Genomic DNA, 14,606 nt, shown 5'->3' on the forward strand with positions numbered 1-14,606 from the left:
GTCGCCGAGGAGCCCCGAGCCGTGCGTGCCGCGGGCGTGCCGTCAGCGGCTGCCGGAGCCTCCGCGGACGTCGTGGGCGGCGTCCTGGCCCATCTCCTTGAGCCGGGCGGTGGTGTCCTGGCCCGCGGACCCGGCGTGCTCCTTGGTGGTGCCTGCCGCCTCCTGGGCGTGCTCGCGGACCGCGCCGACGTGCTCCTGGACCGGCTCGCGCATGCCCTCCTTCAGCTCGCGCGCGGTCTGCTGCGCGGTCTCCTTGACCGGCTGGACCAGCTGGTCGGAGTGGTCCCGCAGCTGCTCGCCGACCCGCTCCTCGGCCTCGGTCGCCGGCAGGACGGCGGCGGCGAGCATGCCCGCGCCGAAGGCGATCAGCCCGGCGGCCAGCGGGCTGCCCTGGGTCCGGCGCTTGACGGCGTCGGGCGTGTCCTGGGCGGTCTGGGTGACCCGGCCGGCCGCGTCCTTCGCCGTGCCGCCGATCTGGTCGGTGGTGCGGGAGACGGCGTGCTTCGTGTCGTGGCCGGTGCTGTGGGCCGATCCCATCACACGCTCCTTGATCCCGGTCAGTCGGCGCTGGGCGGCGTCGGTCTTGCGGCGGGCGACGCGCCCGGGCGCCACCCGGTCGGCGAGGCGGTCCACGTTCTGGGCGAGCTGGGCCCGGGTGGTCTCCACGTCGGTCCTCAGCTCGTCGGGTTGCGTGCCCATCGGGCGTCCTCCTTGAGGGTTTCCACGGTCTGCTCGGGCTTGAGGTTCACCGTGCGGATGCGCTTGCGGCCCTGCGTGTACAGGACCGCGGCGGCGACCGCCCAGAGGACGGCGACGATCAGCGTCGCCCAGACGATGTCCATGGCGTGGTCGAGGGCGAAGAGCAGGGTGAGGCTGAGCAGGAGGACGGCCAGGTGTGCCGCGTACCCCGCGCCGCCGAGCATCCCGGCGGCCTTGCCGGCCTTGGCCGACTCCTGCTTCAGCTCGGCCTTGGCGAGTTCGATCTCGTCGCGGACGAGCCGGCTCATGTCCTGGCTGATCTCGCCGATCAGTTCGCCGATGGTCGGCTCGCCCTGCGGCTCACCGGTCGGGGCGTACGGATCGGCCGGCCGCGGCGGCGGGGAGCCGGCGGCGCCGGTCGTGGGGGTGCTCATTCCCGCCCCTCCTGCCGGTACGGGGTGCCGGGACGCGGCTCGGTGTACGGGTCGCCGTACGAGCCGGGCGGGGCCTCGCGCACCGGTGCCACGGGCGGTACGGCGGGCTGCACCGGGGGCGTCGGGGGGACGGGGCCGGGGTCGGCGCCGTGACCGGGCGTGGGGCCGTGGTCGGGGGCGGGGCCGAAGCCGGGCGCGGGGTCCGCGCGCGGTCCCGAGAGCGGGACCTGGGACGCGGACGGGGAGGTGCCGTGCGCCGAGGACGACTCGTCGTGCGACGGGCGGGAGCCGGTGGCCCCGCTCCCCTGGCCGGCGGCGCTGACGCCCTTGCCGATGCGGGCGGCGACGAACCCGGCGAGCGCGGCGCCCGCGAGGAAGACGCCGGGCTTGCGGCGGGCGAAGTCCTGCAGGTCGCCGACGAGTCCGTCGGGGCCGCGGCTCTCGAGGTGGGAGGCCAACCTGTGCCCGTTGTCGGCGAGTTGGCGCACCGGGCCCGCGGTGGTGGAGTCGGGCTTGGCGCTCTCGCTCATCTCGCGCAGCTCGTCCGCGAGCCGGCGGACGTTCTCCGCGAGCCGGCCCGTCTGGGTGTGCGCGTGGCCCTGGAGCTGGTCCCGCAGTTCGGCGGCCAGGTCCCGGCTCCTGGCGGCGGCGTCCTGGGCGACCTCGCCCGCCTGTTCCCGGGCGGTGCCGGCGACCTCGGAGGCCTTGGCGCCGACGAGTTCCGCACCCTCGGACGCCTTCTGCTGAGCGGTGTCGCGCACGGCCGCCGAGGTGCTCGGGTCAGGGCTGTTGGAACCCTGTGAGTTGCTCACGATGCCTCCTGTGTCGATGGGTCGGTTCCGCGTCGCGCGGGGGTCGTCATGTGGTCCCGGCCGACGCCCGAAGGCGTTCTCCGGCTCGGGAGTCAGGGGCGGCATCGGCGCGGTGGAGAGGCCGCACCGACCGGACGGGCGGACGAGTAGCCCTCTGGCCCGTGGCCAAACACGTGGGGGGCATGCCGGTGGAAACCCGTGCCGCGTCCGTCGCCCACAGCGGTCAGGCGGCGGTCGGGACGTGCGGACGGGGCCGGGTCGGCGGGTGGGACGCGGGGATCCGGGGCCGGGCGCCACGAGCGACGTCACGGGGGCGGGTCCGGTACGGCGCTCGCGCTCGGCGCGCAGCTCGACGGGGTGCCGGAGTCGGCCGTCATCGGGGAGGGGCTGCTCGGCGGGGGCCGTGGGACGTGTGAGCGCCGCGACGGTCGCCGCGGTGTTCATCGGCAACGTCCCCGAGGGGCTGTCCGGTTCGGCGGGCCTGCGCAAGGCCGGCCGCGGCTACGTGTTCGGCGTGAGGGCCGCGGCGCTCGCCGCGGTCGCGGTCCTGGGCTGCACGGTGATCGGCTCGTTCTCGCCGTCCGTCGTCGCGGCGGTGACCGCAGTGGGCGTGGGCGCGGTCCTCGCGATGCTCGCCGACACCATGATCCCCGGAGGCGTTCGAGGACGCGCATCTCGCCATCGGCCTGGTCACCGTCGCCGGCTTCCTCGTCTCCTTCGGCCTCTCCCGGCTGTGACCGGGCGGCCGGGGCTCAGACGCGGGTGATGACGACCGCCGTGCCGTAGGCGCAGACCTCGGTGCCGACGTCGGCCGCCTCGGTGACGTCGAAGCGCATGGCCAGGACGGCGTTGGCGCCGCGGCCGCGGGCCTGTTCGACGAGGCGTTCCATGGCCTGGGCGCGGGTCTCGACCAAGGTCTTGGTCAGGCCCTTGAGTTCGCCGCCGACCATCGACTTGAGGCCGGCTCCGATCTGGCTGCCGAGGTGGCGGGAGCGGACGGTGAGGCCGAAGACCTCGCCGATCACCTGCTGCACCTGGTAGCCCGGTACGTCGTTCGTGGTCACGACCAGCACGTCGGCACCCGACTGCTGGCCTCCACCGAAGTCCTCGATTCCCATGGGGCCAGGATCCCGCTGTCGCCCGCCGGATGCACCTCGGTGTGCGCCGCGGGCTCAGACCTCCGTGGAGCCGTGCATCAGGTGGCGGGCCCGGGGCTCTTCGGTGTCGGAGGGGACGACGAGGAGGTCGAGGCGGCCGGTGCCGGGGGACACCAGGCAGACGGCCGCGTCGCCGTGCCGGGTGCTGTTGACGTGCAGTTCGACGTCGTGTCCGGCGTGGCGCAGGCGGTCGGGGAACGGCTTCCAGGTCGAGGCGTCGACGGTGATGTGGGTGATCCGCTCCCAGCCGGGCGGGAGGGCGTCCAGGAGGCGGGGCAGCTCTGCGACCAGGTCGTCGGTGTCGGGCCACCATGCGCCGTCGATGCGGTGCGGGCCGTCGGTGGACGGCGCGAGGCGCAGGCGGGCGGGGTGCGGGTGCTCGGATGTCGGCATGCTCATGCAGGTGGTTCCCGTCGAAGGCGCGGACACCCCGTATGCCCCCATCGGGCTCGCCCAAACCTCGGATCAGGGTCCGCCGGGCCCCCGATCAGACCGCGCTGGCCCCCGGATCAGCGACCTCCGCATATCCACCGTCCACAGCGCAAGAATTTCCCTCTATCCTGACCATTTCTTGCGTTGATGCCTTATGTTGCCTGCATGGCGAAGAAGGTGGATCAGGTGGCGGAGTTCGCGGGCGTGAGTGCCGTGACGGTGCGTCGGGTGCTCAACGGCAGCGAGCTGGTGAGTCCGGCGACCAGGGAGCGGGTGCTGCGGGCGCTGGACGTCCTCGGGATCCGGCGGCCGACCCCGGTGGAGGTGGAGCGGGCGGCGATGGTGGGCCTGGTCGTGCCGGACCTGCAGAATCCGGTGTTCCCGGCGTTCGCCGAGGCGTTGGCGGGGCGGCTGAACAAGCGCGGGCTGATCCCGGTGCTGTGCACGCGGACCGCGGACGGGGTGTCGGAGGCGAACTACATCGACATGCTGCTCGCGCAGAACATCGGCGGCATCGTCTTCATCGGCTCCAGCTACGCCGACGCCGGCGCCGAGCAGGGGGCGGCGCTCAAGGAGCGCGGGGTGCCGATGGTGCTGGTGAACGCGGCCGACGAGAACCTGGACGCGGTGCAGGTCAGCGCGGACGACGGGCACGCAGTCCAGCAGGCGCTCACCCATCTCACCGGTATGGGCCACGAGCGGATCGGACTGCTGATCGGCCCAGTGGGACACGTCCCCTCGACCCGGAAGCTGGCGGGCTTCGCGGAGTTCTGGCAGGCCAGGGGGGTGGCGCGGGAGACGTGGCTGCCGTGGGTGGGGCACGCGCTGTTCACCCTGGAGGCGGGCGCCACGGCGGTGGCCGGGCTGCTGCGCGAGGGGGTGACCGGGGTGGTGTGCGGCAGTGACGCGCTCGCGCTCGGGGCCGTGCGCGGGGCCCGCAGGCAGGGGCTGAACGTGCCGCGGGACCTGTCGGTGGTGGGCTTCGACGACTCCGCCCTGATGGGCGCGGTCGACCCGGCGCTGACGACGGCCCGCCAGCCGGTGGCAGCGATGGCGAGTGCGGCCGTCGAGGCGCTGCTGCGGCAGATGGAGGGGCAGGTGATCGGCCCCGAGACCACGCTCTTCCAGACCGAGTTGATCGTCCGGGCGTCCACGAGCATGTCGCCCCGCCGCAGACCATCTCAGTAGTCATCACTTTTTTGCGCAGTGTCATTGACTTCTTTCAGTCCTGACTTCTACCTTCTGCATACCCGATGGCACCCCGGGCGACCGCACCGGGCCAAGGCCGGGTCATTCCAGGAGGCATCAAACATGGCCGGTAACCGCAGCCGTCGTCGGCTTCTCGCCGCGGGCATAGCCTGCGCCCTGTCCGGAGGTCTCGCCGCGTGCGGCGGCTCGCCGGAGACGTCGAGCAAGGGCGGAGTCGTCACCGTCACGGTGAACGGCATGCCGCCCAAGACCCAGCCGGTGGACCGGAAGTACTTCGAGGAGGACGTGCGGGCCTTCGAGAAGGAGCACCCCGGCATCAAAATCGACGCGCGCGAGGGGTTCATGGACCCCAAGACGTTCTCGGCGAAGCTCGCCGGCGGCCAGCTGGAGGACGTGTACTACGTCTACTTCACCGACCCTTCCGGCCTGATCCAGCGGCGGCAGGGCGCGGACATCACGCCGTACGTCAAGGACATGCCGTACTACGAGGACATCGACCCGCAGTACCTGAAGGTGTTCACCGGCCCGGACGACAAGCTGTACGGGCTGCCCAACGGGCAGTACTCGCTGGGTCTGGTCTACAACCGGGCCCTGTTCGCGAAGGCCGGGCTCGACCCGGCGAAGCCGCCGACCACCTGGGAGGAGGTGCGGACGGCGGCGAAGAAGGTCACCGCGCTCGGCGACGGGACCGTGGGCTACGCCGACTACAGCAAGAACAACCAGGGCGGATGGCACTTCACCGCCTGGGTCTACTCCATGGGCGGCGACATCGCGGTGCGGAAGGACGGCAGGTGGAAGGCCGCCTTCGACAGCGACGCCGGCCGCAACGCCCTCGACGCGCTGCACGCGATGCGCTGGGAGGACCGGACCATGGGCACCCGGCAGCTGCTGCAGATCGAGGACGTCCAGAAGATGATGGGCGCCGGCACGCTCGGGATGTACATGGCCGGGCCCGACAACATCCCCACCATCGTCAAGCAGTTCGAGCGGGAGTACGACGAGTACGGGGTCGCCGCGATGCCGGGCGAGGCAACGCTCGGCGGGGGCAACGGGTTCATGTTCAACCCCAAGGCGTCGCCGGAGAAGATCAGGGCCGGCATCGAGTGGGTGCAGTGGAAGTACCTCAACCCCGAGCGCACCGAGTTCGAGGACAAGCGCGCCCAGGGCAACGACGTGCCCATCGGCCTCCCGCTGGACCGGCTGTTCACGGGTGAGGCGCAGGCGAAGCGCGACGCCGCGCACGAGAAGTACGCCAACGTGCCCACCGAGAACTTCCAGCCCTTCGCCGACCGCAACGGGCAGCTCGCCCAGAAGGTGGAGCCGCCGAACGCCCAGCAGATCTACACCGTCCTGGACGGGGTGATGCAGGCGGTCCTCACCAAGGAGGACGCCGACCTGGACAAGCTCCTCGCCGACGCGGCGAAGAAGGTCGACGGCATCCTCGCGACGGTGAAGTGACATGGCGGCACCGACCCTGACCCGGCCCCGCAGGCGGGCCGCGACCGCGCACCGACCGGACCCCGTCCCGCCGACGGGCAGGCGTCGGCGCCGTCTCCGCGACAACCTCCTCGCGTACGCGTTCCTCGCCGCGGCGCTCGTGTGCTTCGCGCTGTTCTCCTGGTACCCGATCGTCCGCGGCCTGCTGCTCGGCTTCCAGCAGGTCACGTTCTCCGAGCCGGCCACCTGGGTGGGCGTGGAGAACTACCGGCGGCTGTTCGACGACCCGCTGTTCGCGACCGCCTGGCAGAACACGGGTTACTTCACCCTCCTCGCGCTGGTCCTCGGGTTCGCCGCCCCGTTCGCGACGGCGGTCGTGCTCAACGAGTTCCGGCACGCCCGCGGGTACCTGCGGATGACCGTCTACCTGCCGGTGATGCTGCCGCCGATCGTCACCATGCTGCTGTGGCGGTGGTTCTACGACCCGGGGCCGGGGCTGTTCAACTCCGCGCTCGAGATCGTGCACCTGCCGCCGCAGCAGTGGCTGGAGTCGGAGAGCCTGGCGATGCTCTCGCTGGTCCTGGTCTCCACCTGGGCCAACATGGGGACGACGACGCTCATCTACCTCGCCGCGCTCGGCTCAGTCCCCGGCGAGCTGTACGAGGCTGCCGAGCTGGACGGGGCGTCCGTGCGGCAGCGGCTGCTGCACGTCACGCTGCCGCAGATGCGGTTCGTCCTGGCGATCACCCTGCTGCTCCAGGTGCTCGGCACCATGCAGGTCTTCGTCGAACCGTTCGTACTGACCGGCGGCGGGCCCGACGACGCCACCGTCACCGTCCTGCTGCTGCTCTACCGCTACGCGTTCGTCTACAACGACTTCGGCATGGCGAGCGCCATGAGCACCCTGCTCTTCCTGGTGCTCGGCGCCTTCGCCGCCCTGTATCTGCGCCTGACCCGCGGCAGGGACTGAGAGGAACCGACTGATGTCCGACGCGCCCCAGCGCACCCTGATCGCGCCGAGCGAGATGAACCGGCGCACCGGGCGGTTCCTGTACCGCTTCGTCCTCTGCTCCACCGTGCTCGGGTTCACCCTCGCGTTCGTCTTCCCGCTGTACTGGATGGTCACGGGGGCGGTGAAGTCCTCCGCCGAGCTGGCCGACCCGGATCCGACCTGGTTCCCGGAGACCTGGCACCCCGAGTCGTACTCCGAGGCGTGGGCGAACGTCGGCCTCGGGCAGTACTTCCTGAACACGCTGGTGCTCGCGGCCGGCGCGTGGCTGCTGCAACTCGTCGTCGACGTGGCCGCCGCGTACGCGCTGTCCAAGCTGCGGCCGGTGCTCGGGAGCGCGGTGCTCGGGCTGATGCTCGCCACGCTGATGCTGCCCGTGTCGGCGCTGCTCGTACCGACGTACCTGACGGCGGTCGACGTGCCGCTCGTGCACGTCAACCTGATCAACACGCCGTGGGCGATCTGGCTGCCGGCCTGCGCGAACGCGTTCAACATCTTCATCCTGAAGCGGTTCTTCGACCAGATCCCCGCCGAACTCCTGGAGTCGGCGCGGATCGACGGGGCCGGGCCCGTGTCGATCCTCGTCCGGATCGTGCTGCCGCTGTCCCGGCCCGTGCTGGCCGTCGTGTCGATCTTCGCGGTGGTCGGGGTCTGGAAGGACTTCCTGTGGCCGCTGCTGGTCCTGCCGGACCCGGCGCGGCAGCCGATCACCGTGGCGCTCAACCGCCTCGCCGAGTTCATGCCCGCCAACCAGTTGCTGGCCGGCATGGTCATGGCCTCCGTCCCGCTGCTCGTGGTCTTCCTGGTCTTCCAGCGGCACATCATCGCCGGTCTGACGGCCGGGAGCCTCAAGGGCTGAGGCCCCCGCACCCCCCACCACCCCCCTAAGGGAAGGACACACCGACGTGTCTGTCTTCGGCATGACCGGAACCACCCGACCGACCTCCACCGCGCTGGCCGCGGCCCTGCTGCTCGCCGTCACCGGCACCGTCTCGTACGGGGTCGCGGCCCCCTCCCCCGCGTACGCCGCCTCCACCACCGTGCAGGCCGAGTCGACCACCCTCTCGGGCGGCGCGGCCGAGGAGCGGGAGCACGCCGGCTACACCGGCAGCGGCTACGTCGGCGGGCTGATCGACGTCAACAAGGGCCGTGCGGCGCTGAGTACGAGCGTGCAGTCCGCGCAGGCCGGGACGGGCAGCGTGACGGTGCGGTACGCCAACGGGACCGGGTCGGCGAAGACGCTGACCTTCTCGGCCGGCGGCAGCAGCGCGCGGATCACCCTGCCGGCGACCGCAGGGTGGGCGAGCTGGTCGACGGTCGACGTCCCCGTCACCTATCTCCAGGGCTCCAACACGCTCACCCTCGCCTTCACGAGCTCCGACAGCGGCAACGTGAACATCGACAGCCTGACCGCCGACACCCCCGACGCGCCGGGCCCCGGCGGCGTCGGCGCGACGCTGCCGTTCACCACGTACGAGGCGGAGGCCGGCACCAGCAGGGCGACGGCCGTCGGTCCTGACCGGACCTACCTGTCCCTGGCCTCGGAGGCCTCGGGCCGCCGTGCGGTGCAGCTGCGGCAGACCGGGGACTTCGTCGAGTTCAGACTGACGAAGCCGGCCGACGCGATCAACCTGCGCTACTCGATCCCCGACAGCGCCGACGGCCGCGGCACCGACGCCACGCTCAGCGCGTACGTGGACGGGCAGCAGCTCACCGACCTGCGGCTGACCTCGAAGTACGCCTGGGTGTACGGCGGTTACCCGTACACCAACGTGCCCTCGCAGGGGCAGGGCCACCGGTTCTTCGACGAGACCCGGGCCACGCTCGGCCGGACCCTGCCGGCCGGGACCGTGCTGCGGCTGCAGAAGGACGCCGGGGACACCGCCGCCTCCTACACCGTCGACCTCCTGGAGGCCGAGGAGACCGGGGCGGCGGCCTCCCTGCCCGGCGGGTACGTGTCCGCGCGGGACCTGGGGGTGACGCCCGACGACGGGCGGGACGACACCGCGGCGCTCAACACCGCGCTCAACACGGCGAAGGGGCAGGGCAAGGGGCTGTTCCTGCCGGCCGGGACGTACAACATCTCCGACCACGTCAACCTCAGCGGTGTGAAGCTGCGGGGTGCGGGCGTGTGGCACACCGTGCTGCGCGGGACCGGGCTCAAGGGCGGGCTCTTCGGGCGGGGCGGCACCAGCACCGTCGAGAACCTCATGATCGACGGCGAGAACACCGTCCGCGACGACGCCGGCGGACACGCCGCGGTCGAGGGCGACTTCGGGACCGGGTCGGTCATCCGCAACGTCTGGATCCAGCACACCAAGGTCGGGTTGTGGGTGACCGCCCCGACCGACGGGCTGCGCGCGAGCGACCTGCGGATCCGCAACACCTACGCCGACGGGGTCAACCTGCGCGGCAGTGTGCGCGACACGGTGGTGTCCAACAGCAGCATCCGCGGCACCGGGGACGACGGTCTGGCCATGTGGTCCGACCCCGGCGCGGTCACGAACAGCGCCTTCCGCAACAACACCGTCCAGTTGCCCGTGCTCGCCAACGGGGCCGCCGTGTACGGCGGGAGCGGCAACAGCGTCGAGAACAACCTGATCTCCGACACCGTCGTCGCCGCGGCCGGCATCGCCGTCTCCAGCCGCTTCGGCGAGCCGTTCTCCGGCACCACCACCGTCAGCGGCAACGTCCTGCGCCGCACCGGCAGCCTGGAGGTGAACTGGAACGCGAAGCTCGGCGCGATCTGGGTGTACGCCGACCGCAGCGAGCTGACCCGGCCGGTGGTGCTGACGAACAACACCGTCGAGGACTCCACCTACAGCGGGCTCTTGGTCAGCTATCAGAAGAACGTCGCCGACCTGCGGGTGAACGGACTCACCGTCGACCGGACCGGGCACCACGGCATCGAGATCAACGCCGCGGGCCGGGGCACGTTCGACAACACCCGGGTCAGCGGCACCGCGGCCGCAGCACTGAACGTGACCGGCGGCTTCACCGTCCAGCGGGGCGCCGGCAACAGCGGTTGGTGACACCGCACCCGCGGCACGGGCGGGTCCGCCTCCGGCGCCCCGCCCGTGCCGCAGACCCCGCGGGCCCCGCTCCGGGCCCGCGGCCCTCGTCCCTTACGTCGTTCCCTGACTGGAGGCCTCTTCCATGACCCCGCGCAGCACCGACTGGTGGCGCCACGCAGCCATCTACCAGGTCTATCCGCGCAGCTTCGCCGACGGCAACGGCGACGGCATCGGCGACCTGGCCGGGGTCAGATCCCGCCTGGACCACCTGCAGCGACTCGGCGTCCAGGCCGTGTGGTTCTCGCCCTGGTACCTGACGCCGATGGCGGACGCCGGGTACGACGTCACCGACTTCCGCCGGATCGACCCGCGGTTCGGGACCCTGGCCGAGGCGGAGAAGCTCATCGACGAGGCCCACCAGCGGGACATCCGGGTCATCGTGGACGTCGTCCCCAACCACGTGTCCGACGAGCACGCCTGGTTCACCGCGGCGCTGGCCACCGGCCCCGGGTCGCCGGAGCGCGAGCTGTTCTGGTTCCGCGACGGGCGGGGGCCGGACGGTGAACTGCCCCCCAACGACTGGCAGTCGATCTTCGGCGGGCCGGCCTGGACGCGGGTGCCCGACGGGCAGTGGTACCTGCACCTGTTCGCCCCGCAGCAGCCGGACCTGAACTGGCGCAACCCGCTGGTGCGGGCCGAGTACGAGGACATCCTGCGGTTCTGGTTCGACCGCGGGGTGGACGGCATCCGGGTCGACTCCGCGGCGATGTGCAGCAAGGACCCCGACCTGCCCGACTACGACCACAGCGTGTTCCCCGACCCGCACCCCTACGTCGACCTCGACGAGAACCACGCGATCTACCGGGGGTGGCGGGCCGTCGCCGACTCCTATCCCGTCCCGCGCGCGCTGATCGGGGAGGTGTGGCTCGCCGACGCCTCCCGGTTCGCCCGCTACCTGCGGGCGGACGAGCTGCACTCGGCGTTCAACTTCGACTTCCTCGGCTGCGCGTGGGACGCGAACGCCCTGCGCACGGTGATCGACGGGACGCTCGCCGCGCACGCGGACGTCGCCGCGCCCAGCACGTGGGTGCTGTCCAACCACGACGTGACCCGGCACGTCACCCGGTACGGGCGGCCCGACACCAGCACCTCGGCGGGGATCCGGCAGTACAACCCGGTCGTCGACGAGGCGCTGGGGCGGCGGCGGGCGCGGGCGGCGGCGCTGCTGACGATGGCGCTGCCCGGGGCGGTGTACATCTACCAGGGCGAGGAGCTCGGGCTGCCCGAGGTGGAGGACATCCCCGCCGAGCGGCGGGACGACCCGATCTTCCACCGCACCGGCGGCACGGACCCGGGGCGGGACGGCTGCCGGGTGCCGCTGCCCTGGAGCGGCGTGTCCGAGCCGTACGGGTTCAGCCCCGACGACGCGTCCGCGCGGCCGTGGCTCCCGCAGCCGGCCGGCTGGGGCGATCTCAGCGTGGCGGCGCAGGACGGTGACCCCGGCTCGATGCTCAGCCTCTACCGGGCCGCGCTCGCCCTGCGCGGGAGCGAGCCGGGGCTCGGCGACGGGCCGATGAGCTGGCGGGAGGCGCCGGCGGGCGTGCTGGCCTTCGAGCGCGCGGGCGGGTTCGGCTGCCTGGTCAACCTGTCGGACCGTCCGGTCGCACTGCCCGAGGGCGGCGAGGTGCTGCTGGCCTCGCAGCCGCTGGCCGGCGGCCTCCTCCCGGCGGACACCGCCGTGTGGGTGCGGCTGCGGTGACCGTGCGGGTGCGCGGCGGGGCGGCGACCGCCGCGCACCCGGGGCGCGGTGCCGGGTGCGGTGCCGTGACGTGGTGCCGGGGTGCGGTGCCGTGACGTGGTGCCGGGGTGCGGTCAGGCGGCGGGCGCCGGGCGCGGGAGGGTGAAGGTGATGCGGGTGCCGTCGCGGGGGGCGGGGTCGAGGGCGATGGTCCCGCCGTGGGACTCGACGATCTTCTTGCACATGGCCAGGCCGATGCCGGTGCCGGGGTAGCGGTCCTTGGTGTGCAGGCGCTGGAAGATGACGAAGACGCGCTCGGCGTACTGGGGGTCGATGCCGATGCCGTTGTCGGTGACCGTGAACCGCCAGAGCGCCTCCTCCTCGGTGACGCCGACGTGGATCTCCGGTGCGCGGTCGGGGTGGCGGAACTTGACCGCGTTGGCGAGGAGGTTCTGCCAGAGCAGGCCGAGCTGGGTGGTGTTGCCGGTGACGGTGGGCAGCTCGTCGCGGGTGATGGTGGCCCCGGACTGCTCGACGGAGATGCTGAGGGTGTCGAGCGTCTTCTCGACGAGGGCGTCGAGGTCGACGCTCTCCTCGCCGTCGTCGGCGCGGCCGATGCGGGAGAAGGCGAGCAGGTCGTTGATGAGGATCTGCATGCGGTTGGCGCCGTCGACGGCGAAGTCGATGTACTGCCGGGCGCGGTCGTCGAGTTCGGCCCCGTAGCGGCGCTGGAGGAGCTGGGTGAAGCTGGAGATCTTGCGCAGGGGTTCCTGCAGGTCGTGCGAGGCGATGTAGGCGAACTGCTCCAGCTCCTCGTTGGAGCGCAGGAGGTCGGCGGCCTGCTCGTCCAGGGCCTGGCGCTGCCGTTCGCTGGTGGCGAGCTCGTCGGCGAGGCGGCGGCGCATGGACTCCATGCCGGTGCCGAGCGCGCGGAGGTCGGCGGGGCCGGAGGCGCTGATGTGGTGGTGGAAGTCGCCGGCGGTGACGTGTCCGGCGTCTGCGGCGAGCCGGGCGAGGGGTTCGTTGACGCCGCGGCGCAGGCCCTCGAAGACGGCGGCGGCGAGCAGGGCGATGACCACGGCGATGGCGACGAAGACGCGGTCGCGGACGTCCTCCGCGCGGTCCAGTGAGGCCACCGCGTCCACCCGGGCGTCGCCGAGCCGGGACTGCTGCGCGGTCATCGCCTTCCGCAGCGCGTCGAAGTCGGCCTTGCCCTCGGCGGCCCGCTGCGAGGCGAGGGCGACGGGGGCGCCGGAGGGGGCGCGGGAGACGGGCAGGGCGAACGTCCGCTGCCACTCCTCGGCTCGGGCGAGGACGGTGTCGAGGTCGGCGCGGGCCTGCCGGTTGCCCGCCAGGAGTTCGTCGAGGCGGCCGACGGCCGTCTCCTCGGCGTCGACGCCGAGGCGGTAGGGCTCCAGGAAGGCCGGGTCGCCGGTGATGCCGTAGCCGCGGACCCCGGTCTCCTGGCCGACGAGTGCCGCCTCCAGGCGGATGGAGTTGGACAGCGCGGGCGAGCGGGTGCTGACGAGGTCGTCGGTGATGTCGGAGGCCCGGTTCATGGCCCACAGGCCGATCCCGCCGAGGACGGCGAGGAGGGCGAGCGCGGCGGCGGCCCCGGTGCGCAGCCAGCGGCGGGTCGTCCAGCGGGCGAATATGCCGGGGCGTGGGGTCGGCTGTCCGGCGGCGGTCATGGCGGGGGCTCCTTGCTGCGGTGCGGCACCGCAGCTGAACGCGGCGCAGGACACTGTAGCGGCTCGACAACCGCAGTTGTCACGGAGGGGTGGTTGCCCGTACGGTGACCGCATGCCAGGCATCCATTTCCGACTGAGGATGACGGACGCCGAGATCACCGACCTCGCCGCCCGCGAGGCCGACGACCTCGTCGTCCGGCTGCTCCCGCAGGTGTTCGAGCCGATCGACGGACCGGACGAGCACCCGGAGGCGCAGACGCAGGCCCTGGCACACCTGCATCTGCTGACCTTCCTCCAAGAGGCCGTCGACCGGCTGAAGGGCGAGGCCGCGCACCAGGCGGCGGAGGCGGGGGCGGGCTACCCGCAGATCGGCCGGGCCTCCAACATGACCCGGCAGGGCGCCCGACGGCGCTGGCCGGGCCTGACCGACCACCAGCAGCACACCACCACCGAGAACTCTCCACTCACGCCCGGGAGCACCCCATGATGACCGCCTCCGCCAGCCCCCGCGCCTACGACGTGCTGCTGATCGAGGACGACGAGGCCGACGCGATGCTCATCGAGGAGGCGCTGGAGGCCCGCGGCACCCGCAACCTCGGCCGGGCCCAGGACGGCGTCGCCGGTCTCGCGTACCTGCGGGACGAGGCCAACCCCCGTCCGGACCTCATCGTCCTCGACCTCAACATGCCGCGGATGAACGGCCGCGAGCTGCTCAGCGTCATCAAGGACGACGAGTCGCTGTGCACGATCCCGGTGGTCGTGCTCACCACGTCCTCGGCGCCGGACGACGTGACCTCCGCGTACAAGCGGCACGCCAACGCGTACGTGACGAAGCCGGTCAACCTCGACGACTTCGAGCGCGCGGTGCAGAGCATCGACGCCTTCTACCTGGAGACCGTCACCCGGTTCCCCAAGAACTGACGGCTCTCCGCCCGCTCGTCGGGCGGAGACACCTCCGCGGGCCCCGCCACGTG

The 14,606-nt window shown here is 72.3% G+C and carries 14 protein-coding genes and 1 pseudogene; 9 read left to right on the forward strand and 6 right to left on the reverse strand.

The genetic code is table 11. The features are described from left to right. Positions 1-42: 42 nt before the first annotated feature. From ACFWEG_RS23840 to ACFWEG_RS23850, 3 genes are read right to left on the reverse strand one after another with little or no spacing between them, the layout of a single operon-like run. Positions 43-699, reverse strand: a complete 657-nt coding sequence (locus tag ACFWEG_RS23840; RefSeq protein WP_387218647.1) for a DUF3618 domain-containing protein — start codon at positions 697-699, stop codon at positions 43-45. Further along, a complete protein-coding gene (locus ACFWEG_RS23845; protein ID WP_387218650.1) occupies positions 675-1,133 on the reverse strand; it encodes a phage holin family protein in 459 nt (152 codons plus the stop codon). The genes ACFWEG_RS23840 and ACFWEG_RS23845 overlap by 25 nt, the downstream gene beginning before the upstream one ends. Continuing rightward, the gene (locus tag ACFWEG_RS23850; protein WP_387218652.1) at positions 1,130-1,945 is read right to left on the reverse strand and encodes a hypothetical protein; all 816 of its coding nucleotides are present in this window, start codon (positions 1,943-1,945) and stop codon (positions 1,130-1,132) included. The genes ACFWEG_RS23845 and ACFWEG_RS23850 overlap by 4 nt, the downstream gene beginning before the upstream one ends. Before the next feature lie 312 nt (positions 1,946-2,257). Here ACFWEG_RS23850 and ACFWEG_RS23855 point away from each other — a divergent pair. Further along, a pseudogene (locus ACFWEG_RS23855) lies at positions 2,258-2,682 on the forward strand (ZIP family zinc transporter); the annotation flags it as partial. Positions 2,683-2,697: 15 nt separating this feature from the next. Here ACFWEG_RS23855 and ACFWEG_RS23860 read toward each other — a convergent pair. Together ACFWEG_RS23860 and ACFWEG_RS23865 are read right to left on the reverse strand one after the other, a co-directional pair. Beyond that, positions 2,698-3,063: a YbjQ family protein gene (locus ACFWEG_RS23860; protein WP_387218655.1), complete on the reverse strand. Its 366-nt coding sequence runs from the start codon at positions 3,061-3,063 to the stop codon at positions 2,698-2,700. 54 nt (positions 3,064-3,117) lie between these two features. Further along, a complete protein-coding gene (locus ACFWEG_RS23865) occupies positions 3,118-3,501 on the reverse strand; it encodes a DUF5994 family protein (protein WP_387218658.1) in 384 nt (127 codons plus the stop codon). A 198-nt stretch (positions 3,502-3,699) separates the two neighbouring features. Between ACFWEG_RS23865 and ACFWEG_RS23870 the strand changes: the two genes are divergently transcribed. From ACFWEG_RS23870 to ACFWEG_RS23895, 6 genes are all read left to right on the forward strand, one after another. Continuing rightward, the gene (locus ACFWEG_RS23870; RefSeq protein WP_387218661.1) at positions 3,700-4,722 is read left to right on the forward strand and encodes a LacI family DNA-binding transcriptional regulator; all 1,023 of its coding nucleotides are present in this window, start codon (positions 3,700-3,702) and stop codon (positions 4,720-4,722) included. 123 nt (positions 4,723-4,845) lie between these two features. Continuing rightward, positions 4,846-6,201 carry an ABC transporter substrate-binding protein gene (locus tag ACFWEG_RS23875; RefSeq protein WP_387218664.1) on the forward strand — a complete coding sequence of 452 codons (1,356 nt, stop codon included), beginning with the start codon at positions 4,846-4,848 and terminating at the stop codon, positions 6,199-6,201. A gap of 1 nt (position 6,202) precedes the next feature. Beyond that, positions 6,203-7,150 (forward strand): carbohydrate ABC transporter permease, encoded by a 948-nt coding sequence (locus ACFWEG_RS23880; RefSeq protein ID WP_387218666.1) that lies wholly within the window; start codon positions 6,203-6,205, stop codon positions 7,148-7,150. Between the two features lie 13 nt (positions 7,151-7,163). Continuing rightward, positions 7,164-8,048 (forward strand): carbohydrate ABC transporter permease, encoded by an 885-nt coding sequence (locus ACFWEG_RS23885; RefSeq protein ID WP_387218669.1) that lies wholly within the window; start codon positions 7,164-7,166, stop codon positions 8,046-8,048. A gap of 46 nt (positions 8,049-8,094) precedes the next feature. Then, positions 8,095-10,221: a glycosyl hydrolase family 28-related protein gene (locus ACFWEG_RS23890; protein ID WP_387218672.1), complete on the forward strand. Its 2,127-nt coding sequence runs from the start codon at positions 8,095-8,097 to the stop codon at positions 10,219-10,221. A gap of 124 nt (positions 10,222-10,345) precedes the next feature. Next, entirely contained in the window at positions 10,346-11,962 is a 1,617-nt protein-coding gene (locus ACFWEG_RS23895; protein WP_387218675.1) for a glycoside hydrolase family 13 protein, read from the forward strand. Positions 11,963-12,075: 113 nt separating this feature from the next. On the opposite strand, the gene ACFWEG_RS23900 is transcribed toward ACFWEG_RS23895, so the two are convergent. Next, positions 12,076-13,632 carry an ATP-binding protein gene (locus ACFWEG_RS23900; RefSeq protein WP_387218677.1) on the reverse strand — a complete coding sequence of 519 codons (1,557 nt, stop codon included), beginning with the start codon at positions 13,630-13,632 and terminating at the stop codon, positions 12,076-12,078. Positions 13,633-13,744: 112 nt separating this feature from the next. On the opposite strand from ACFWEG_RS23900, the gene ACFWEG_RS23905 reads away from it, so the two are divergent. Both ACFWEG_RS23905 and ACFWEG_RS23910 read left to right on the forward strand, forming a co-directional pair. Beyond that, entirely contained in the window at positions 13,745-14,119 is a 375-nt protein-coding gene (locus tag ACFWEG_RS23905; RefSeq protein WP_387218679.1) for a hypothetical protein, read from the forward strand. After that, entirely contained in the window at positions 14,116-14,553 is a 438-nt protein-coding gene (locus ACFWEG_RS23910; protein ID WP_387218681.1) for a response regulator, read from the forward strand. Before ACFWEG_RS23905 ends, ACFWEG_RS23910 begins: the two co-directional genes overlap by 4 nt. Positions 14,554-14,606: the final 53 nt, after the last annotated feature.

The sequence above is a fragment of the Streptomyces sp. NPDC060194 genome, assembly GCF_042728285.1.
Taxonomy (GTDB): Bacteria; Actinomycetota; Actinomycetes; order Streptomycetales; family Streptomycetaceae; genus Streptomyces.

Bases quoted from the DNA above. Each gene is read 5' to 3' on its own strand.
- ACFWEG_RS23840 (WP_387218647.1), bottom strand. From the start codon at position 699: ATGGGCACGCAACCCGACGAGCTGAGGACCGACGTGGAGACCACCCGG.
- ACFWEG_RS23845 (WP_387218650.1), bottom strand. From the start codon at position 1,133: ATGAGCACCCCCACGACCGGCGCCGCCGGCTCCCCGCCGCCGCGGCCG.
- ACFWEG_RS23860 (WP_387218655.1), bottom strand. From the start codon at position 3,063: ATGGGAATCGAGGACTTCGGTGGAGGCCAGCAGTCGGGTGCCGACGTG.
- ACFWEG_RS23865 (WP_387218658.1), bottom strand. From the start codon at position 3,501: ATGAGCATGCCGACATCCGAGCACCCGCACCCCGCCCGCCTGCGCCTC.
- ACFWEG_RS23870 (WP_387218661.1), top strand. From the start codon at position 3,700: ATGGCGAAGAAGGTGGATCAGGTGGCGGAGTTCGCGGGCGTGAGTGCC.
- ACFWEG_RS23875 (WP_387218664.1), top strand. From the start codon at position 4,846: ATGGCCGGTAACCGCAGCCGTCGTCGGCTTCTCGCCGCGGGCATAGCC.
- ACFWEG_RS23880 (WP_387218666.1), top strand. From the start codon at position 6,203: ATGGCGGCACCGACCCTGACCCGGCCCCGCAGGCGGGCCGCGACCGCG.
- ACFWEG_RS23885 (WP_387218669.1), top strand. From the start codon at position 7,164: ATGTCCGACGCGCCCCAGCGCACCCTGATCGCGCCGAGCGAGATGAAC.
- ACFWEG_RS23895 (WP_387218675.1), top strand. From the start codon at position 10,346: ATGACCCCGCGCAGCACCGACTGGTGGCGCCACGCAGCCATCTACCAG.
- ACFWEG_RS23900 (WP_387218677.1), bottom strand. From the start codon at position 13,632: ATGACCGCCGCCGGACAGCCGACCCCACGCCCCGGCATATTCGCCCGC.
- ACFWEG_RS23905 (WP_387218679.1), top strand. From the start codon at position 13,745: ATGCCAGGCATCCATTTCCGACTGAGGATGACGGACGCCGAGATCACC.
- ACFWEG_RS23910 (WP_387218681.1), top strand. From the start codon at position 14,116: ATGATGACCGCCTCCGCCAGCCCCCGCGCCTACGACGTGCTGCTGATC.